At 45.1% G+C, this 20971-nt stretch carries 17 protein-coding genes; 3 read left to right on the top strand and 14 right to left on the bottom strand.

Features of this window, described 5'->3' with window-relative positions; genetic code table 11:
- The first annotated feature begins 28 nt into the window (after positions 1–28).
- Entirely contained in the window at positions 29–904 is an 876-nt protein-coding gene (locus ABXT59_RS02345) for an HlyC/CorC family transporter (protein WP_443637442.1), read from the top strand.
- Complete coding sequence (gene lnt, locus ABXT59_RS02340) at positions 882–2381, top strand: apolipoprotein N-acyltransferase (RefSeq protein WP_443637441.1); 1500 nt, start codon at positions 882–884, stop codon at positions 2379–2381. The genes ABXT59_RS02345 and lnt overlap by 23 nt, the downstream gene beginning before the upstream one ends.
- Here the strand turns inward: lnt and ABXT59_RS02335 are convergent.
- The 5 genes from ABXT59_RS02335 to ABXT59_RS02315 form a co-directional block, all read right to left on the bottom strand.
- Positions 2334–2891 (bottom strand): hypothetical protein, encoded by a 558-nt coding sequence (locus tag ABXT59_RS02335; RefSeq protein ID WP_443637439.1) that lies wholly within the window; start codon positions 2889–2891, stop codon positions 2334–2336. The genes lnt and ABXT59_RS02335 overlap by 48 nt on opposite strands.
- Positions 2892–3027: 136 nt before the next feature.
- Entirely contained in the window at positions 3028–4587 is a 1560-nt protein-coding gene (locus ABXT59_RS02330) for an AMP-binding protein (protein WP_443637438.1), read from the bottom strand.
- On the bottom strand, positions 4584–5990 hold the full coding sequence (gene sauS, locus ABXT59_RS02325) for an acylating sulfoacetaldehyde dehydrogenase (RefSeq protein ID WP_443637437.1): 1407 nt from the start codon (positions 5988–5990) through the stop codon (positions 4584–4586). Before sauS ends, ABXT59_RS02330 begins: the two co-directional genes overlap by 4 nt.
- Before the next feature lie 163 nt (positions 5991–6153).
- On the bottom strand, positions 6154–7128 hold the full coding sequence (locus ABXT59_RS02320) for a Bug family tripartite tricarboxylate transporter substrate binding protein (protein ID WP_443637436.1): 975 nt from the start codon (positions 7126–7128) through the stop codon (positions 6154–6156).
- An 88-nt stretch (positions 7129–7216) separates the two neighbouring features.
- Positions 7217–9163 (bottom strand): tripartite tricarboxylate transporter permease, encoded by a 1947-nt coding sequence (locus tag ABXT59_RS02315; protein ID WP_443637435.1) that lies wholly within the window; start codon positions 9161–9163, stop codon positions 7217–7219.
- Between the two features lie 212 nt (positions 9164–9375).
- On the opposite strand from ABXT59_RS02315, the gene ABXT59_RS02310 reads away from it, so the two are divergent.
- Positions 9376–10110: a GntR family transcriptional regulator gene (locus ABXT59_RS02310; protein WP_443637434.1), complete on the top strand. Its 735-nt coding sequence runs from the start codon at positions 9376–9378 to the stop codon at positions 10108–10110.
- Between the two features lie 95 nt (positions 10111–10205).
- Here ABXT59_RS02310 and ABXT59_RS02305 read toward each other — a convergent pair whose 3' ends face one another.
- From ABXT59_RS02305 to ABXT59_RS02265, 9 genes are all read right to left on the bottom strand, one after another.
- A complete protein-coding gene (locus ABXT59_RS02305; RefSeq protein WP_443637432.1) occupies positions 10206–11309 on the bottom strand; it encodes an ABC transporter ATP-binding protein in 1104 nt (367 codons plus the stop codon).
- Between the two features lie 33 nt (positions 11310–11342).
- Positions 11343–12209 carry a carbohydrate ABC transporter permease gene (locus ABXT59_RS02300; RefSeq protein ID WP_443637431.1) on the bottom strand — a complete coding sequence of 289 codons (867 nt, stop codon included), beginning with the start codon at positions 12207–12209 and terminating at the stop codon, positions 11343–11345.
- The gene (locus tag ABXT59_RS02295; protein WP_443637430.1) at positions 12206–13078 is read right to left on the bottom strand and encodes a carbohydrate ABC transporter permease; all 873 of its coding nucleotides are present in this window, start codon (positions 13076–13078) and stop codon (positions 12206–12208) included. Before ABXT59_RS02295 ends, ABXT59_RS02300 begins: the two co-directional genes overlap by 4 nt.
- 171 nt (positions 13079–13249) lie before the next feature.
- Positions 13250–14497 (bottom strand): ABC transporter substrate-binding protein, encoded by a 1248-nt coding sequence (locus tag ABXT59_RS02290; protein ID WP_443637428.1) that lies wholly within the window; start codon positions 14495–14497, stop codon positions 13250–13252.
- 106 nt (positions 14498–14603) lie between these two features.
- Positions 14604–16052, bottom strand: coding sequence for an ATP-binding protein (locus ABXT59_RS02285; protein WP_443637427.1), 1449 nt, complete (start codon positions 16050–16052; stop codon positions 14604–14606).
- Positions 16049–16726, bottom strand: a complete 678-nt coding sequence (locus ABXT59_RS02280) for a response regulator transcription factor (protein WP_443637426.1) — start codon at positions 16724–16726, stop codon at positions 16049–16051. Before ABXT59_RS02280 ends, ABXT59_RS02285 begins: the two co-directional genes overlap by 4 nt.
- A gap of 139 nt (positions 16727–16865) precedes the next feature.
- Positions 16866–17945 (bottom strand): low-specificity L-threonine aldolase, encoded by a 1080-nt coding sequence (gene ltaE / locus ABXT59_RS02275; RefSeq protein WP_443637425.1) that lies wholly within the window; start codon positions 17943–17945, stop codon positions 16866–16868.
- A gap of 89 nt (positions 17946–18034) precedes the next feature.
- On the bottom strand, positions 18035–19222 hold the full coding sequence (locus ABXT59_RS02270) for an AGE family epimerase/isomerase (protein WP_443637424.1): 1188 nt from the start codon (positions 19220–19222) through the stop codon (positions 18035–18037).
- Between the two features lie 56 nt (positions 19223–19278).
- Entirely contained in the window at positions 19279–20913 is a 1635-nt protein-coding gene (locus ABXT59_RS02265) for a sulfatase-like hydrolase/transferase (protein ID WP_443637423.1), read from the bottom strand.
- Positions 20914–20971: the final 58 nt, after the last annotated feature.

Raw genomic sequence — 20971 nt, 5'->3', positions numbered from 1 at the left:
TATTAACCCTTAGGAATACACAACCCTTATGAACGACGACGCGTCGACCAACAGTCAGGACAAACGCTCCTGGCTGGATAAACTTTCTTTTTTCCTCAGTGACCGGCCTAGCAACAAAGAAGAGTTGTTAGAACGAATCCGCCAAGCTGAAGAAGACCAAATACTTGATCGTGAAGCCCTCGACACTATTGAAGGTGCTTTACAAATGTCACACATGCAAGTGCGTGACATTATGGTTCCACGGCCCCAAATGGCCGTTGTTAAAGCGGACCAAAGCACTCAGGAGTTCATGCAAACGATTACTGAAACATCACACTCACGTTTCCCAGTGATTGGTGAATCGCCTGACGAGGTGTTGGGCATTTTATTGGCTAAAGATCTACTGCCTCTGGCGTTTGCTAAGCAAATGGATAACTTTGATCTCAACGCCATGTTGCGTAAGCCTATTTTTGTGCCCGAGAGTAAACGCTTGTCTATCTTACTCAACGAGTTTCGCACTAACCGTTATCACATGGCCATCGTTTTAGATGAATACGGTGGTGTTGCAGGTTTGGTGACTATAGAAGACGTGTTAGAGCAAATTGTGGGTGAAATTGAAGACGAGACTGATGCCGAAGAAGATGATGGCAACATTAGACCTTTTGTAGACAAAGGTTTCTTAGTTAAAGCCCTTACTACCATTGACGATTTTAATGCCCACTTCGGTACTTATTACGATGAGGCTGAATTTGACACTATTGGTGGCATTATCACCCAACAATTTGGTCATTTACCCGCCAAAGATGAAAACATTCAGGTGGGTGATTTGAACTTTCTGATTTTGGCTGCAGACAACCGCCGTATTCGTCTGATGCAAGTCAACCCAATTAGCAACGATGCTAATGAGCCACTCCCTGAGAGTTAACTTAGGGGTCAGTTTAATCGCTGGCGCCTTGGCCCCGATCGCCCTTGCCCCTATCAACTTTTGGCCACTAGCACTGCTGAGTGTGGCCCTACTTTGGTACAACCTTAATCACACTAACACAGCCAAACAAGCTTTACTGAGTGGCTTTGTTTATGGTTTAGGGTATTTTGGTGTGGGTGTGAGTTGGGTGTTTGTAAGCATGGTTGACCATAGTGACACTCACTGGTTGTTAGCGACCTTACTCACTGCTTTATTTTGTGGCGGTATGGCGTTATTTTATGCATTATTTGGTGGCATATATTATCGATTTAAACCTCATCATCAATACCCTACGCTATTATTTATAGGCCTATGGATTAGCCTCGATTTACTGCGGGGATGGTTACTCACGGGTTTTCCATGGTTATACCTAGGTTATGCAGGGCTGGACACGCCGCTAGTTGGTTACGCCCCAATATTAGGCGTGCATGGGGTTACTTTGATACTCCTAGCCAGCGCTTTGTTACTTTTTGGTAGCCCACTAAAACCGTTTTTACGTCTCATACTAGTGCTGGTGATTTGGGCTGGCGGTTATGGCTTAAGCACCATTGCTTGGACCCATCCAAGTTCAAAAGATCCCATAAAGGTGTCTTTGCTGCAGGCTAACATTAGTTTAGAAAGCAAATGGTTACCAGAAACATTAGCGCCCACATTGGGCTATTACCTTAAACAGTCTTATGTGCATTTAGACAGTGACCTCATTGTTTGGCCAGAAACCGCCATTGCCACTTATTGGGATAAAGTTGCGCCCGCATTCAAGCCTCTGAGCACCCTTGCTAAAGAGCAAAACACACAAATTATTAGTGGCACAGTGATGCGCCAGAGCACCAAGTCGAGAGCTAACTATTACAATGGGCTCATCGCTTTTGGCGCTGAAGATGGCCAGTATCATAAGCAGCGTCTGGTGCCATTTGGTGAGTATATGCCCTTAGAGGATTGGTTAAGGGGCGTTATAGACTTCTTTGATTTGCCGATGTCAGCCTTTAAGCTGCCACTCCAAAAACAAGGTTTGTTAACCCAAAATCTAGCCATCGCTGGCAATATTTGTTATGAAATTGCTTACCCACAACTGGTGGCCCAGCAAGCAGCCACAGCCAAAGTGATTCTAACCGTGAGTAATGACACTTGGTTTGAGCGCTCATTAGCACCTTGGCAACATTTACAAATGGCACAAATGCGGGCTATAGAGAACGGCAAGCCCGTTGTTAGATCTACCAATAGTGGAGTTTCGGCGTTAATTGATGCGGCTGGCCAGATTACGCATATGGCCCCTTTGTATGAACGGGCAGAGATCACTGGCGAAGTGACTTTGATGAGTGGCCAAACTCCCTATAATACAGGCCTTAACTGGCCCATATTTTTGTTGAGTTTAGGCTTATTGGGATGTGGTTTAAGGCGCTACTTTTTGGGCTTTTTCCCAATCAGGATTAAACCCTAAAATCACATGGGGCCGAGGCTGTTTGTGATTAAAGTGAAAGTTGTGAAGTTGGGTAAATTGGGCCCGAATATCATCTGCTGCGAGCTGATCTACTTTAGCAGGCACCAAGTAACCGTCACCCCGAGCCCTGAACACCATTCTGCATTCTCCAGCGTCTAACAACTTTTGAGCATGAGGGGCTTCTGCAGGACACAAGGCTGTCATGGTCGACTGAAAGCTATCCGCTTTTTGGAAATAGTCAGCTGACAATTGCTTCACTACCCACTCAAAGCGCTCAATAGGGTCAACGGTCTTTTTAGCATTGTGCTTATATTGGGCCACCAAATGGTCCAGTTCACGCTTTAGAATCAAAATGGTTAGCTCTACACCCACATCTCCATCTGCGCCGTAGCAGACTAAAGGCTTGGCTTCATCTAAAGGGAATCCAGCTGCTTGGCGCGCAGCGAATAGGCGGCTTAAGCACTGCCAGTGCATGAAATCGTGTTCTAATGTTGTGTCGCTTGCAATCACTTGTTCATCCTCAAAAAGTGCAATATTCCTAATCGTTGACCCATTATGCAATAAGCTTGGGGCCAACAAAAGTAAGCAAACGCCTTAATTTAGAACTTGTGCGACAGCCATGGCAAATAAAACGTCACTTTGGCTATCAATTTGCGGGGTTTTCCATTTGTTGAGCCAGCTTTAGCCTCTGTACTTTCCCAGAGGGCCCCTTTGGTAAATCGTGCAAAAAATTAATCTTTATGGGGGTTTTAACTGGGCCTAGTTTAATTTCACAAAAGGCAATTAATTCAGCTTCAGTGGTTTCCTTACCTTGCGCGAGCACAACACTAGCTGCTACGTCTTGTCCATAGTGAAGGTCTTCAATGCCAAAGGCTGCCGCTTCCATTATTGCAGGATGAGTATAAAGCACATCATCAATTTCCCTCGGTGCTATATTTTCACCCCCCTTTATAATTAACTCCTTTATGCGTCCCGTAATAAAACAAAAATCATCCTCATCCATAACTGCTAAATCACCTGTGTGAAACCAACCTTGGTCATCAATGGCTGCTTGGGTCGCCTCAGGGTTTTTATAATAGCCACGCATGACGCATTTACCTTTTACCAACAACTCGCCTTCAATACCACGCCCTACCTCTTGTCCAGAGGAATCTATGATTTTCACTTGAGTGCCATAGGCTATACCTGGAGAGCCATGTTTAGTGATTTGAGGTGGCAGTGGATTGGAGAGTATTTGTGCTGAAGTTTCTGTCAGGCCCATAGTCTCCAAAATAGGCACACCAAAGCGTTTTTCAAAACCCAAGTGCAAGACTGGTGGCAATGCAGCAGATGCAGAACGTCCAAAGCGTATTTTGGTGTGAGCAGACTCAAGTTTTACAGACTGCCCATCAGAGGTTTGATGCATCAAGTAAGAGATAATAGTAGGTACCACACTAAACCAGCTGCATCTAGAATCAATGACCCAATTCCAAAACTTAGAGGTACTAAAACCATGGGGTAGCACTAAACTGCTACCACTGACCAGGGAAGACATAACAGATACACATTGTGCATTAATATGACACAAAGGGAGCACACACAAGCCACGGTCAGTGGTTTGTAATCCATGGGCTACTGCCGTATTCATGCCGCCCGCTATGAGATTTTCATGGGTTAAGACAACACCTTTTGGACGTCCAGTTGTGCCTGAAGTGTACATTAACAATCCATCACTTTGGGGCGTAATAGACTCTAACTTAATCGCACTAGCAGAACTTTTAGACCAACTCAGTCCAGAATCTTCATGCGCGTCAATGAGTTTAATATCTGGAGGGAGTTTATCCCCAAGTTGCATTAATAACAGTTTAGATGCGGCGTTGACAAAGACCAGTCTAGTATCTGAATGCTGCAAGACATACCCAAGCTGATCAGGGCCTGCAGCAGGGTTGAGCGGTGAAATCATGAGGCCTGTATAGAGCGCACTTAAAAACAACATCAAAGGTGTCTTACCATTGCCCATCATGAAAGAAATGGTGTTCCCTTGGACTAACCCTAACGCATTAAACTGGGCTGCATAGGCCTGAACTTCCTGCTCTAACTGTTTAAAGGTCAGTAATGTGTCAGTCTCTGGAAAGACAGCGTAAACCTGATTTGGTTGCAACTGCGCATAGTGGGATATTAGCCCCCGGACGGTATCAGCAGCTGGCACATATTGAGGTAAGTTCATGACAGATACCTACGGTGGTAGTCAGCAAATATATCCTCTACTGAGACCTCTCGGGGTGGAATGGTCTGCACGACCTTAGTTACATTCATAAAGTGCCGATAATGAACATTTTCATCCGTGACGTTACCTCCCCATGTGCCACAGCCCATAGATAAGGAAAACGGTAAGCCATTATCAAAGCTGCCACCTGTCGCAAAACAGTGGGCTTGATTCACAATCACCCGACAAACTGGCATTTCAAGACCCAATGCCTCGGCTCGTTCGATGGATTGACTATGCAAACTTAAAGAATGTCCTTTGCCTTGATAGTTCAAAATAGTATTAGCTACTTTTTTGGCATCATCAAAGTCTTGGGCACGATATAAGGTTAAAACAAGTGCCATTTTTTCGCCAGAAAAAGGGAAATCTGCACCCGCACCCGTCTCTTCCACCATCAAAAAATCAGCATCACAAGCAGAAATTCGAGTAATACCCGCAAGTTCACACATCACACTGACCGGTTTTGCTAGCATGGATGCATTGAGGTGGCCCTTGTGCCATAAAACTGCCTCTAATTTTGCAGTCTCTTTGGGGGTCAATATGCACCCATTTACTGACTCCAAAGCCTTTAGCATATCGTTATAAATAGCTTTAACCATGATCAAACTATTCTCAGACGAGCAGCTAGTGGCATTATCAAAGGTTTTTGAGGCTTTTATTTTAGCAGCAGCTGAGGCCAAGTCTGCCGTTTCATCGATTAAACTAGTGACATTACCAGCGCCCACACCGAACGCTGGAGTACCGCAGGTGTAGGCGGCCCTAACGTTATTTTGTGAGCCTGTAACCACCACGAGATCCACTTGTTTGAGCATTTCCATACTCAAATCTTTACTCACTGGACTGGGTAAAGCTTGCACTAAATTTCGTGGTGCACCTATGCGATCCAACTCTAAATATATTAGTTCAATCAACCGCGTACAACTGGGCTGACCTTTAGGTGAAGGCGACAAAATTATAGCGTTACGACACTTAAGCGCATTCAAAATCATATTCATCGGGGTTGCAATAGGATTTGTAGATGGCACAATTGCGCCTACAACTCCAACAGCACGGGCGATTTCTACAATACCCTGCTCTGAGTCTCGCCTAATAACGCCTACAGTTTTAGCATCTTTTAAATCACGCAATAAACCCAATGTTTTTCGGTGATTCTTAGTGATTTTATCTGCCACATTGCCCAGCCCTGTTTCAGCTACAGCCAGTTCAGATAACATTTTATTATTTTCAGGATTGACTAAGGCCCATGCCACCGCCGTCACTAACTCGTCAACTGCAGTTTGATTGTAGCTTTCAACCTGCTGCTGAGCCTGACTAGCCCGCTGTATTAGCAGGGCAACTTGACTTACAGCATTTGTTTGGGTCATTTAGACCTCCACATGCATCCGTTTTAAACGGTGTAGTTTTAGTTGGAGCAACAAGGAACCAACTGCTTAGCGTCTAACTAAGCAGCGGCACCATGCAGCAAAAGAGTACTAGAACGTTACTATTTGACGACTCTCAAAATAGTATCAGTGTACTTTCCGTGTACTATAAATCAGCCAGGAGTTTGTCTAGGTAAGCTTGACGCTCAACCCACATGCTTTTGACTTCAGCACGAGTCATAATACGCATTGGTGAGCCCCCCGATTTCATTTTTTTGGCCACTTTACCATCTTGAAACATTAAATGAACACGTTCAGCAAGAAAATCTATCACCTCAGGTGGTGTGCCCTTGCGAGCCATGATGCCTCTAAAGTTAACACTCGAATCATCGACATCAATCCCTTGCTCTTTAAAAGTTGGCACGTCGGGTAAAAAGGTTTCTTCGCGCTGATTATCGGCTACAGCAATTATTTTTATGCGATCACCTTGACGGTATGCATCACTTAAATTATTGAAGCCTGCCATCACTTGGCTACCTAAAACCATCTTCATCGCTGCAACACCACCACCGGCTGGTATGTACTTGGTGCTAATGTTGGCTACTTTGTCAAACTGCAAACTTGCAATATGATGACCAACATAAAGCCCTGCCCCACTCACTGTTAATTTACCAGGATTAGCCTTAGACCAAGCCACAACGTCTGCAGCCGAATTAAAGGGGCTATCTGCAGGTACGATTAAGACGGCTGGGTCTGCCCCCCAATTAGCAATGGGTTCCAAGTTGTTAATGTTATAAGAGGTATCAAACTTGAGCGATTGGGCAATAAAATGGGGCACATTATAAGCGGCAAGTTGGTGACCGTCAGTGCTGGCACTACTGGCGTACCAGTTCCATCCTTTTTGCCCACCTGCACCTGGTTTATTAAAAATAACCATGGGCATATTGAGGTATTTTTCATTGCCCGCCATCATTGTTGCAATGCGTGCTTGGAAGTCTGTTGCACCACCAGGGCCGTAGGCCACAGCGACTTGAACAGGAGCACTTGGAAAGTCAGCGGCGATTACTGCGGCACTGGGCGCTAATAAGAAAGCACTCAATGCGACCGAGACGATAGAAGGTTTTATTTTTTTTAGTATCATAGGAATTACCTTTTTATTAATCGGCACTTCACCAGAGGTGAGATGCCTTTGATCTGCATTATTTGGACCACCCAAACAACACGAATTTTTACCACCAGCCAGGAGTAACAACCCTCAGGGACACACTAAATAGCAAGTAAATAACGGCTATAAAGCATAATGACACCCAAAGGGTTTTGGTGAACTGTTGACGATCTTTTTTGGCACTATAAAATAGTACAATGCAGTTAAATCCTAACCAAGAAGCCAAATAGAAGCCTATGGTTGGCATAACCAACAAATAGCCTAGGATAATAGCAATACCAGCGCCAAGATCAGGCCACTCAACCAAAACCCCATTAGATTTTTGTCGATCCCACACACGTAGGACATCAATAAACAACAGAACTGCAAAAACCATCAATAATACGGCTAGCAAAAATGGGAAATCATAAGCGGTACTTCCATTGGCAGACAAGACCATGATCAACACCAAAAGAGAAACCACAACAGCGCCAACTGCCGCAACACGACTGCCAGGCATTGAACGTTTTAGATCATCAGCGACTTTGCGGCGTTGCTTAACTTCTACCCAAATGCTGTAACCAATTGACACCAGACACACAAATATAAGCACTAGGTTGATGGAACCCATCATAAAGTAAACCAACGGACCATCACTAACATCAGCTATCATTTTGCCCATAGAGAAATTATCTTCGGCAATGGGACCTAAGATAATCCCAAGCACGATTGGCGCAGCACTGAATCCATATTTGTTTAACACATACATCAAGCTTCCAAGCACCAGCATTAATACCACATCAGAATAACTATTTTGAATACTGTAAGTACCAAACACAGCAAGAATGGTCACCGCTGCTGCCATATACTGAGAGGGCACGCGCATAACCCAATTACTGCTGCTGCGACTCAGGCCTAAGCCAATTACTAGCATAAAAATCTGTGCCAGTAACAAAGACCCAATGAAAGTCCAAGTGACTGCAGCGTGCACCGTAAATAGGTCAGGTCCAGGGAACAATCCATTGATTAGCAAGCCACCTAATAACACCGCTGCCGTTGGACTACCCGGAATTCCAAGTGTGAGTAGAGGTACGAGTGAGGGGCCTACCATGGCGTTATTAGCTGACTCAGCCGCAATCACACCATCCGGTTCTCCATGGCCAAATTTGCTCGCATCAGGACTAAACTTCCGCACCTGATCATAAGCGACGAGTCCAGCAATTTGGCCCCCTGCCCCTGGGATAATGCCCACCACCACACCCGATATAGTGCCAATAGCCAGGGCTTTTACTCGGCTTAAGTTATACTTAATTGATGACCACAAAGGTGTGTCTTCGGTTGTAAAAAGTCCACCACTGGATGTTTGGCGGCTCGTGACTAACAGTTGGTATATTTGGGGAACGGCAAATAGCCCTATTAAAGCCACTACAATGTGCACGCCACCCGTAAGATGATCGGTGAACACAAAACGGGATTCTCCAAATATGGGGCTAATGCCTATGGTGGAAATCCATAAGCCCAACACGCCAGAGAATAAACCTTTAACAACGGATTTAGAACCGAGTGTACCGATGACAGTGACGCCCACTATAGCCATCCAGAACATTTCCGAAGGGCCAAACTTCAGTGCCAGCTTTGCCAATGGGGGTGTGAAAAATATCAACACTAAAACGCCAGTAATGCCACCCACAAAAGAGCTAATAAAACAAAAATGTAACGCTTGTGTAGCCTTACCTTTTTTAGCCATTGGGTGGCCATCTAATACCGTTGCGATGTTAGCGGGAGCTCCTGGAATATTAACTAAGATGCCACTAATAGCACCACCTGCCACAGTAGCGGTATAAACGGCTCCAAGTAGAACTAAACCTGTTGCTGCATCCATTTGAAAGGTAAATGGAATTAACAATGCAACCGCCATGGTTGGGCTCAAACCGGGTAAGGCTCCCAAAATCAAGCCACCAGTGGTGGCAATAACTAACACTAATAGGTTGCTAATACTAAATATGGCACCTATATGATCAAATATTTCCACAGAGTTTTGCCTCTTAAAGGTCCATTTTTACGGACCTGACTGATTTAAAAAAATGTATGAGTTCTTGTTCTATATATATAGATAATATAACTCATGTACATGAGTCAAGCTTTTATGATAATATTTTTTATCGACTGGCAAGAATCTGTTATCATTTATTCATCAGAAATAAGACTTAAAGTCGAAATAAAATATGGGTTTTCAAATAGTTAATGATTCAATGGACGAATAAGACCGTGCCTCACACGCCGTTATACAAAGTGGTAGAGAATTTTCTTCAAGAACAGATTGCAGCTGGTGATCTAGCGCCTGGAGATTTAATTCCCTCTGAACCACAACTCGCAGAAAAACTTTCTGTAAGCACAGGCACCGTAAAAAAAGCCATAGAAAACCTAGTTCACCAAAAACTGTTGTACCGACATCAAGGCAAAGGCACTTACGTCTCTCGGATTGATTTTAATAATAGTTTATTTCGCTTTTTTTCTTATGGCACACACTCAGGAAAGCCAGTGCGTATTACTAAACAAACGCCTGTGAGAGAGATCCGCAAAGGTAGTGACAAGATTTGTCAACGGCTTCAAGTGGCACCAAATACTGATATGGTCTATATCAAACGTGTGGGATTTCGGGATGATAGACCCGTGTTGGTAGAAAAGTGTTGGTGGGTGGCTGACTTAGTGCGTGGTTTAGAGAAAGAAGACGTTCATATTCCAGATTTACTCTACGCCGTGGTCGTTGACCAATTCAACTTACCCATCGTGCGCTCAGAAGAATCTCTCACTGCAGAAATAGCAGATCAAGATACCGCTGTCCTGCTCAATATAAAGGTCGGTGATCCCCTAGTGGTTTTGCACCGCCTCACTTATAGCAAAAACAACCAACCCGTCGAGTTTAGAATTACCAGAGGGCGGGCAGATAGCTTTAGCTATCGCACAGAAATTCGTTAATCAATAGTCAGTCACCACACCAGATGTCGACCCTACTGGCGTGGTAATTTTGGCTATGAGTGTGGGCTTAGTCTTGCGAGCCAAACTACGCTGGGTTAAACATCCACCCGCACACCACTATAGGCATCAAATAAGACCGCTTTACTGGTATCTACCTGGACATTAATGTGGCCTTTAGTTTGGGCCTCAACACCCGCTTCTGGACTTAGTCGAGCTTGAATTTCAGTACCATTCCACTGACCAAAAGCAATGGTATCTGGCCCCATAGGTTCAGTCACCTCAACTTGCATAGGTATGTTATGCACGAGCGCACCTTCAGCATAAGGCTTAGGTTCAGTGATCATCTCAGGTCGAATGCCAAGAATAACTGTTTCTAAGCCAGCTGACTTAAGCCGCGCACCATGAGCCACTTGTAGTTCAAATTTCTGACCTTGGCTTTCAATCACTAGCTTATCATCAAGCACCACGCATTCAAGAAAGTTCATTGGGGGAGACCCCATGAAATCAGCCACAAACCGATTAGCTGGATTATTATAAATTTCGTAGGGTGTACCAAATTGCTGTACTTGACCATCTTTCATGACAGCAATGCGGTCGGCTAGTGTCATGGCTTCCACTTGGTCGTGGGTTACATAGACAATAGTGGTGCGCAAGCGCTTGTGTAACTTCTTTATTTCCGTGCGCATCTCTACCCGTAACTTAGCATCTAAGTTAGATAAAGGTTCATCAAACAAAAACACTCTTGGGCTACGGGCTAAAGCGCGACCCATAGCCACACGTTGGCGCTGACCGCCTGACAGTTGGCTGGGCTTGCGGTCCAAAAGATGTTCAATTTGTAATAATTGTGCCACTTCTGCAACCGTTTTCTCAATCTGAGCTTTGGGCACCTTGCGCATTTCCAGTCCAAAGCTAATATTACGCGACACACTCATGGTGGGGTAAAGTGCGTAAGACTGAAACACCATGGCAATGTCACGTTCTTTAGGACTGAGGGATGTAACATTGGCTCCATCAATCAAAATGTCGCCGCTGGTCACTTCTTCTAGGCCTGCAATGCTGTTCATTAGGGTGGATTTACCACAGCCAGATGGACCCACAAGAATGAGAAATTCACCATCTTTAATGTCTAGGTCAATGCCCTTTAGTACTTGTGTGTCACCAAAAGATTTAGTGAGTTGTTGAATTTGTATGGAACCCATAACGGTTTCTTTTCCTTTGTCTTAATCTTTTTATTAGCCTTTGACGGCACCCGCGGTTAAACCGCGTACAAAATATTTACCAGCCACTAAGTACACCACTAAAGTGGGTAAGGCCGCGATCACGGCAGCAGCCATGTCGACGTTGTATTCTTTGCCACCCATGGTGGTATTGACCAGGTTATTCAGCGCCACAGTAATGGGCTGGGTGCCCGGGCCTGAGTACACTACTCCAAAGAGGAAATCATTCCAAATTTGAGTAAATTGCCAAATCACGCTAACCACAACAATTGGGGTAGAGAGAGGTAGAAACACATGCCTAAATATGGCAAAAAAGCCCGCACCATCTAATCGTGCTGCACGCACTAGTTCAGAGGGGATACCCACATAGTAGTTACGGAAGAACAGAGTCGTAAAAGCCAAACCATAGATAACGTGCACCAACACCAAACCCGGTACGGTATTAGCTAAACCTAGCCAAGCCAAGAGTTTTGCCATGGGCAATAAAATAACCTGAAAAGGAATAAAGCAACCAAACAATAAGGCTCCAAAGAGGAAATTGCTGCCTTTAAAGCGCCATTGGGACAGCACATATCCATTTAGGGCGCCAATGACCGTAGAAATAAACACGGCTGGCAGCACAATGCGCATACTATTCCAAAAATACGGTGCGAGACCATAACAGTCACCGCCCGTGCAAGCACTGCTCCAAGCTTTAGACCACGCACTGCCGTTTAGCGCCTCTGGAAGAGCCAAAATATTACCATTACGAATTTCTTCAATACCTTTGAAAGACGTAGTCAGCATCACGTACAAGGGACCTAGGTAAACCAATGCAAAAAACAATAACAACACAATGAATAGCGCTTTGTATAGTTTGTGAGAAGTTGTTGAGGCACTCATGATTTTTTAACCCGCAACTCAGAGTAAAGATAAGGCACGATGATCGCCATGACACCTGCTAGCATAACCATGGCACTAGCCGCACCAAGACCCATTTGTGCGCGACTAAAAGCGTGCGTGTACATAAAGGTCGCAGGCAAATCAGAAGCATATCCAGGACCACCGCCAGTGAGAGACTGGACTAAGTCGAAGCTCTTAATGGCAATATGACTTAAAATAACCACAGAGCCAAAAAACACCGGCTGCATGATGGGCAAGATAATGTGCCAGTAAGTGCGGACGGTAGAGGCACCATCCATTTGCGCAGCTTTAATGAGGCTGTCATCAACGCCTCGCAGACCAGCCAAAAACATGGCCATAACAAATCCACTCGACTGCCAAACAGCAGCAATCACAATGGTGTAAATTGCCATATCAGGTTCAACTAGCCAACGAAATTCAAATTCAGTAAAACCAAGGTCACGCACCATTTTTTCGATGCCTAAACCCGGATTAAGAATCCATTTCCATGCCGTACCTGTGACGATGAAGGACACGGCCATGGGGTAAAGATAGATGGTGCGTAAGGCGCCATCGTTGCGAATATTGCGATCTAGTAAAATCGCCAACATGAGCCCAAGTATTAGGGCAATAATAATAAATAGCAGAGTAAATACAAAGAGGTTATCCAGTGCAACGTGCCAGCGTGGGTTAGCAAATAAGCGCTCGTACTGCTCCCAACCGACAAAGTCCCACTGAGGTAGCATGCGACTTTTAGTGAAGGATAAGACCGCAGTCCAGCCGATGAAACCATACATACACACCAACATAACAATGGCTGTAGGAGCCATGATTAGTTTGGGCAATTGTTTTTCGAGATAATCGAACATGAGTTAGCTCAATAATATTTTAGAAATGTGCCATTGCAAGGTTTGGACTATCTTGGAGAAGGTCCAGGGAAAGCAGCAATCCATCACACTAAGTTTTGGATCACTGCACTAACCTCACAATGACTAGACCATAGATTACGGCATTGAGCTCGTAATAACTACGATTGGCGGTTACTTAGCAGCAGCAATCGCTGCTACAAGCTGAGCTACACCTTGGTCGGCAGTGTCATCAGAGTTGAAGAACTGCGTGGCAGAGTCAGAAATTGCGCCAGAAATCGCACCAGAAACAGCCATACCATGGGCAAAGCTTGGCACTAGACCACCAGTGGCAGAACTAGAAACAAATGCGTCCATAGAGTCGTGAGCACAAGAGTCAAACTCGGTACGAGCCATGCCTAAACGTGCAGGGATTGAACCTTTATTAAGGTTAAATACACGCTGGAAATCATTACTTAAGATTTCTTTAGCCATTACTTTTTGAGCCTTTGTGTTTTCGGCATCGCTTTGGTTAAAGAAAGCAAATGAGTCAACGTTAAAGGTATAAGCACCAGAAGTACCTGGAGCAGCTACACAAACGTAGTCAGTACCAGCATTCATACCAGCAACCTTAAACTCACCTTTTGCCCAGTCACCCATAATCTGCATACCAGCTTCACCCTTAATGACCATAGAGGTCGCTAAGTTCCAGTCACGGCCTGGAGAGTTGATATCGATAAATTGGCGCAGCTTACCAAAGGTCTCAAATACTTCTTTGGTGGTTGCACTGTTAAGGGCATCCATATCTGTCTGTACGAAGGCTTTGTTGTAGTAATCAGCACCGCCAACACCTAGAACCACAGCTTCAAATATAGTGGCATCCTGCCACGCCTGGCCACCATGGGCTAGGGCAATGTAGCCTGCATCTTGTACTTTTTTAGCTTGTACCATAAAGTCATCCCATGTAGTTGGGATAGTGGCACCAGCTTTGCGGAATACTTCTGGGTTGGCCCACAACCAGTTAACACGATGCACGTTTACTGGTGCTGCGACGTATTCACCTTTGTACTTCATTACGTCAGACACGACTTCTGGTAAAATTTCGTCCCAGTTGTTAGCTTTTGCAACGTCATCAATGCTAGACAAGAAACCTAGCTCACCCCAGTCTTGGATATCTGGACCTTTAATTTGAGCAGCTGTAGGCGGATTACCAGAAATAGCACGGGATTTTAATACCGTCATGGCACTTTCACCACCACCACCAGCAACAGCAAAATCAACCCAGTCAACACCAGACCCAGCCAATTGTTGTTTTAAAAAGTCAACACTTTTGGCTTCACCACCACTGGTCCACCAATGCAATACTTCTACTTCGCCGGCTTGCGCACTTGGTGCAATAGCCATCATAGTGGCAAGAGCCAAACCTGTTAATTTAGTCTTCATGGAAGTTCCTCATTAAATTTATTGTTCTATTATCCGGCATTCAAAACCCGGTGAAAGGAGTGTATAGAGGATAAAGTGTCACAACGTGGTGAAGTGTGACGAAGAGTTACAAAGGGAAATAAACCTCAACCATCAGGCCACCACCGCGGCGATCCTTTAGTTCTAACTCACCCCCATGCAGATTTGCAATGCTGCGTGCAATTCCCAAGCCTAGACCCACATGATCGTCGTTAGGTTTTTCATCGATGCGATAATAAGGTTCAAAAACGCGAGCTTTGTCAGCATCACTCAAACCAGGGCCAGGATCTAAAATACGCACGACCGTACCTTGGGCATCAGCGAGCGCAACAATACTCACAGCTCGGCCATAAGCGAGCGCATTGTCAATCAAATTACTAAACAAGCGTTGTAAAGCCATACTCCGTCCATCGATCACCAAACCTGGCTGCACATCGATATCAATAGGTAAGCCATAAATTTGGTTATTAGTAGCTAGTTTGAGTAATAATTGACTTAAATCGATGCGCTGAGCATTTTCATGAATGGCATCATCCTTCATCATTTGCAGACTGCCCTTCACCATTGTTTCTAGATTCTCTAAGTCACCAATTAGGGCCTGCTTTTGATCAACATCAGAAATCATTTCAGCGCGCAAACGGGCGCGGGTCAATGGCGTTTTAAGGTCATGTGAAATAGCTGCAAAGAGTCGTTCTCGGTCTCCTGTAAACTTTTGAATGCGCCCCACCATGGTATTAAAGGCGCGAATGGTAGCCACCATTTCACTGGAGCCTTTTTCTCGCATATGGCGGGGATTCCGTCCCTTGCCAATGGCCTCTGCTTGTCTAGCTAACAAGCGCAGAGGTCTCACTACCCAGCGCACAAGCAGCAGGGTTAGGAGCAAGACCGTTAACGAAACTAAACTAATACTGAGCACACGCTCACTGGTTAGCCAAGTGACACCGCTAAGCATCTGCCCCCCAGGAATAACTGCCGCTAGATAAATCCACTCGTCAGCCACAGGCAACTGCACCACGGCCACAGGACTGGCATCACTGGGTTGTATGAGGGCAAAGCGTTTCCATTTAAGGGGTAAATCAACCATGAGGTTGGATCCAGAGAGTATCTTTAAATCGTCAAAATCAACAAATTGAATATCCAGCCCTTTGACCTGCCCCATTTGCGCAACGATACTACTACTTAATTGTGCCCGAACTAGTTGGGAAAAATCTGTCTGTGAAATTGTTTGCAATGCAATATGTTGTTTGTTGACTGAGACAAAAAATCGAGTACCACCCATATCCCGTAATTGATCCAACACGATATGACGGTATTGATCAGGTAACTTTTTAAAAAACTGCACCGTTTGACCAATGCGCGAACCCATGGTTTGTGAGACATTGATCAAGCGATTATGTTCTGTGGTTTTTAACTGAGAAACCCACAACCAAGTGCCAAACACCTGCGCAATTAAAATACCTAAAAATAGCACAATGGTGACTCGTGCCATGATTGAATTAGGGATGATCTGGTTCCAACGGCGGGTTAAAATGTTCACCCAAGCACCAACACATAACCCTTACCACGCACGCTTTGAATGCTATCTTCGGCCACCAGATTGAGCTTATTGCGTAACCGGCTAATGCTTGTGTCTATTGAACGATCAAATGGTTGTGCATTGCGACCATGAAGCACTTGGCAAATGGCATCACGACTTAGTACCTCACCTTGGTGCTGGCACAACAAGCTAAGCAAATCAAATTCTGCTCCGGTCAGTGAAAGCACCGTGCCCGAAAAAGTAGCACTGCGCTTAAGGCTATCTATTTGCAGCTTGGGTTGCTTTGATTCGATATCTTGGTCATGATTTTGACCCTGCACTCGCCGCAATAAGGCCTTAATTCGAGCGAGTAATTCACGTGGGTTAAAGGGTTTGCCCATATAATCGTCGGCGCCTAGCTCTAAGCCTAAAATGCGATCTAAATCATCACTGGCCGCAGTAAGCATGATGACCGGCAAACTGGAGGTCTGACGCAAATTTCGACACACATCAAGCCCATCCATGCCCGGCAAGCCAATATCGAGCACAGCTAGGTCAAAATGTGTCATATCTGCTTGTAGAAAACTCTCTCCGTCAGCAAAGCCCACGACCTCAAAACCCTGTTGGCTAAGGTACTGGCTTATTAGCTGGCGAATTTCTTCGTCATCGTCAATCAGCGCTAAAGTTTGCATCATTAAATAGAATCACAAAAAGTTTAAAAAAATTGAAAGCAGGCTAAACAGATTTCAGGATAATCAAACCGCCATTACTAATATCATGATAATAAAGCAATAGGCAAACTTTTGCTTATCCAATACCTCATTTTAACTGACGTTAGTGCGCATTAAAAAACCCTTGTATTGAAGCTATAATCTGCTTCAGTGCTTCATCATCGATGTCCATATGCAAGACAACACGTGTATTGTGCCCTGTCACAGTGAGGGCAATACCTTGCAGCGCCAAATGATCAGCTAAAGCAGACATCTGTATAGATTGCAAAAACAACATATTGGTTTGCACTCTAGACCTATCAAAATGCAACCCTTTTATACCTTCAAGTGCGCTGGCAAGCTCTTGAGTGCGGCGATGATCCTGCACTAAACGGTCTAAATTATGCTGCAAAGCATACCTTCCTGCTGCCGCAATAATGCCCGCTTGACGCATACCTCCGCCTAACATCTTACGCAGCCGCCGAGCTCTTTCGACAATCACCTGAGAACCGACTAACACCGACCCCAGTGGCGCACCTAAACCTTTAGACAAGCACACAGAAACCGTGTCTATAGACTGCACTAAGCGCGCTGGAGGTAGGTTTTGAGCTACCGCCGCATTCATTAATCTAGCGCCGTCCATATGGGTGGAAAGGCCATGATACTGAGCACGTTCTACCAAAGCATCAATATGGCTTTGCTCCTGAATACAGCCTGATACCGTATTTTCTAGACACAACAAGCGCGTTATTGGCTGGTGGTAGTCGTTTGGCTTCACAGCCACACTGAGTTGTTCAAGATCAAAACGGCCATAGAGATCCGTGGTGAGTGCATGCATAGCCACACTGCCTAACACGGTGACTCCCGCAGCTTCATCACAATGAATATGGTACTGCTCTCCCACCAAAGCCTCTTCTCCCCTTTGGCAATGAGCCAGCACTGAAGCCAGATTACTCATGGTGCCACTGGGTAAAAATAAGCCCGCTTGCTTACCCAATAGTTCAGCAGCCTCATGCTCAAGGGCATTAACATTAGGGTCATCTCCATAAACATCATCTCCCACTTGGGCAGCAGCCATCACTTGGCGCATAGCTTGGCTTGGCCGAGTCACGGTATCACTGCGCAGATCAATGGTGATTGGGACCACTGGTGATGTGGTAGAAGGATTTATAGACGGATCTAAGGACGGATAGTGAGACGCCATAAAGTAAACCTATTTTTCTAATATACGAGTGTTGACGAGTTAAAGCTTATAATAACCGAGCACGACAATACCACTTAAAAGGCAAACCATTAGCAGCCTTTAATAACCTCATAACAGGCACCCATGGTGTGATAATCTGTTTTTCCTGCTGGGCTTTTAAGATTATCATAGGCACTGTTGTCACTCCTTAGTATTCGATACCAAGCGCCATGTTCATGGTCGATAAAATGTTCCCACGCGTAAGCCCATAATCTGTCATACCAGTCCCAGTATACTTGCTTACCTGTTGCGCGAGCTAACAGAGCCGCTGCAGCCAATGATTCAGCCTGCACCCAAAAGTACTTATCAGCATCACACACTTCCCCGCTAGGAGAAAAACCATAACAAATACCACCATCCTTGTGATCCCAGGCTTTTTCTAGGGCTTGGTCAAATAACGCTTGCGCAGTTTCTAAGAGCCACGCAGTTGGTTTATATCGGTCTATGATCAACAGCAATTTAGCCCACTCTGTGAAGTGTCCTGGTTGGTAACCCCACGGGCGAAAAAGGTTTTTTGGGTCGTGTTTATTGTAATTCCAATCCGCTTGCCAGGCTTTGTCATAATGCTCCCAAATTTGGCCACCAGTGGTTTGAGTTTGACGCACACAGATATTATATCCTAGCATCAATGCACGTTCTAAATAAGGCGCATGAGCCGTGGCCTCAAAAGCAGCGATAAGTGCTTCACACGAATGCATATTAGCGTTTTGGCCACGATAAGGTGAAAGTGTTTGCCAGTCTAAACTGGCTTCATCGGCATAAAGACCCTGCTCAGGTCGCCAAAAGTGCTGCTCCATAAGCACAAAGGTTTCATGCAAATAAACTTCAGCCTCAGTAATACCTGCTTTAACAGCAGAAGCATATGCCAACAGGACAAATGCTAAACCATAGCAATGATTAGTTTGGTCTACTGGCTGACCGTCTATAATCAACCAAGTGTAACCCCCGCTGTGAGGGTTGAGGTGGGCGGTGCGCAGATAATCTAAACCATGGCGCGCAGCAGCAAGGTACTCAGCATTATCAAAATAACGAGCGGCTTCACAGTAATTAAAGATAAACCGTGTACTGCTAACTAAGTGCCTAGTTTGACTATCGTAGATGCTGCCGTCATCACGGAAATGATGGAAAAAACCACCTTTGGGATCAATTGCGCGAGGATGATAAAAATCCATGGTGCTTTGTATATGCTGAGCCAGAAAATTGGCACTGCGAAAACTGGGGTGTTGAGTGGGGATCATGGATAAAACTCAAATGGTTAATCAATGTATTTTGACAAAGGCGATAGCCAGTTAGCTTAATTGGGTGGCACTTCTGGCTCTAGTTGCTCCGCTTGAGGGACATCATCTTGGTGCCAATACCCAATTAAAATACCCACTTGTTCAGCCTTATTCAACTGTTTACCGAACGTTTCCTGACTTACGGTCACACGGTTTTTTAGTCCAGCTGACCAATCTAGCATCTGTTCGCTAAGTTGTCCCCGAATGGCGCTGTAGCCTGTATCTCTGCCTAAGTCAGAAAATTCCTGTGGGTCTTCTTGTAAGTTAAACAACATGGGTTTGAAACCCAAGCAATGGACGTATTTGTAACGCCCATCATAGAGCATGGTCATGCGGGCATTATGCATCGAACGGCCTAAATCTTGGGCAAAATTCATGACCCCATAATCACATTCTGACACCACACAAGCTCGATTAATAATCGCTGTTTGATGCAGAATAGGCAACAAAGATTGACCCTCTAGCCAATGCCACTGTGGTTCGCCACCAGCCCACTCGACAAAGGTGGGCACCAAATCTATGGCGCACACTAAATCATCACATGTGATACCACGGCTGACATCAGCTGTTGGGCTTGGATCCATAATAAGTAAAGGCACACGGGTCACTGCATCATGGAAGAGATCTTTTTCGGCGAGCCAATGATCACCGAAGAAGTCTCCATGATCAGACGTCAACACAATCATGGTGTGCTGACTTTGGCCTTGTTGCTCTAAACTTTCAAATAGCCGACCTAAGTTATCATCAATTTCCTTAATGAGTCCGTAATAGGTTGGTAGGGCATGGTTGCGATAGTCGTCTTGAGCATAAGTCTGACTTTGCGGCAAATCCATAAAAGCCTGATAAATAGGGTGCGCATTAGTTTTTTGAGATGCACATTTACTGGCTTGCGGTAAATCCATACCACGATACATTTGATGATAAGGGGCTGGAGCTGCCAAAGGCCAATGAGGTTTAATATAAGACACATGCAAGCACCAATTTTGGGGTCCCATATGTTGTATCATTTCGATCGCACGATCTGTGGTATAGGCCGTTTCAGAGTGAACTTTATCGACTCTTGCAGGGAGGTGGCCATATTTTAAAAACATGCCGTTACGCAGAATGCCATCCTCATCCTGCATCGCATTCGCATGGGTTACCCAAGGGTTTTTTGCTGCATACCCATGCTTACGCAGGTACTCAAAGTAAGCGGGTGTGCCTGTGCCATAACCACCAGCAACACCCACCGTATGCAAACCATCATCATGTTCACCTTGGCCAAAGCCTGCGTTACTCAAAAATCTTCCTAACTCTGACTGAGGTTCGATGCCTAAACGATTCATACCGGCCATATCTGGCTTCATGTGGGTTTTACCCATCAGGTAGGTGCTCATATCGCAAGCCGCTAAATGATCTGCTAGGGTTAGTTCGTCGAGCCGATTAGGCCAACCATTCCATGTTGCACCATGAGAGCGCACATGCCGCCCAGTGTAATAAGAAGCACGAGAGTTACCACAACTGGTGCCTTGAACATAGCAGCGGTTAAATTTCACACCCCGGTTGGCCAGGCGATCTATATTAGGTGTGCCCAGCACAGTGTTTCCATAGCAAGACAAAGCATCAGCTCTAAGCTGATCTAACATAATGAAAAGTATATTTTTTTGCGTCACAACAATTCCTCTGGCTGCCTTTTGATAACCAAGTTTTGACGCTCTTCAATACTAAGCA

The sequence above is a fragment of the Candidatus Njordibacter sp. Uisw_058 genome, assembly GCF_047730065.1.
Taxonomy (GTDB): domain Bacteria; phylum Pseudomonadota; class Gammaproteobacteria; order Pseudomonadales; family Balneatricaceae; genus Njordibacter.
Note: the sequence above shows the minus strand (reverse complement) of the source record. Positions and strands in the feature narration are given on the sequence as shown.

Coding starts and splice junctions, on each gene's coding strand:
- ABXT59_RS02345 (WP_443637442.1), top strand. CDS start 29: ATGAACGACGACGCGTCGACCAACAGTCAGGACAAACGCTCCTGGCTG.
- lnt (WP_443637441.1), top strand. CDS start 882: ATGAGCCACTCCCTGAGAGTTAACTTAGGGGTCAGTTTAATCGCTGGC.
- ABXT59_RS02330 (WP_443637438.1), bottom strand. CDS start 4,587: ATGAACTTACCTCAATATGTGCCAGCTGCTGATACCGTCCGGGGGCTA.
- sauS (WP_443637437.1), bottom strand. CDS start 5,990: ATGACCCAAACAAATGCTGTAAGTCAAGTTGCCCTGCTAATACAGCGG.
- ABXT59_RS02320 (WP_443637436.1), bottom strand. CDS start 7,128: ATGATACTAAAAAAAATAAAACCTTCTATCGTCTCGGTCGCATTGAGT.
- ABXT59_RS02310 (WP_443637434.1), top strand. CDS start 9,376: ATGATTCAATGGACGAATAAGACCGTGCCTCACACGCCGTTATACAAA.
- ABXT59_RS02305 (WP_443637432.1), bottom strand. CDS start 11,309: ATGGGTTCCATACAAATTCAACAACTCACTAAATCTTTTGGTGACACA.
- ABXT59_RS02300 (WP_443637431.1), bottom strand. CDS start 12,209: ATGAGTGCCTCAACAACTTCTCACAAACTATACAAAGCGCTATTCATT.
- ABXT59_RS02295 (WP_443637430.1), bottom strand. CDS start 13,078: ATGTTCGATTATCTCGAAAAACAATTGCCCAAACTAATCATGGCTCCT.
- ABXT59_RS02290 (WP_443637428.1), bottom strand. CDS start 14,497: ATGAAGACTAAATTAACAGGTTTGGCTCTTGCCACTATGATGGCTATT.
- ABXT59_RS02280 (WP_443637426.1), bottom strand. CDS start 16,726: ATGATGCAAACTTTAGCGCTGATTGACGATGACGAAGAAATTCGCCAG.
- ltaE (WP_443637425.1), bottom strand. CDS start 17,945: ATGGCGTCTCACTATCCGTCCTTAGATCCGTCTATAAATCCTTCTACC.
- ABXT59_RS02270 (WP_443637424.1), bottom strand. CDS start 19,222: ATGATCCCCACTCAACACCCCAGTTTTCGCAGTGCCAATTTTCTGGCT.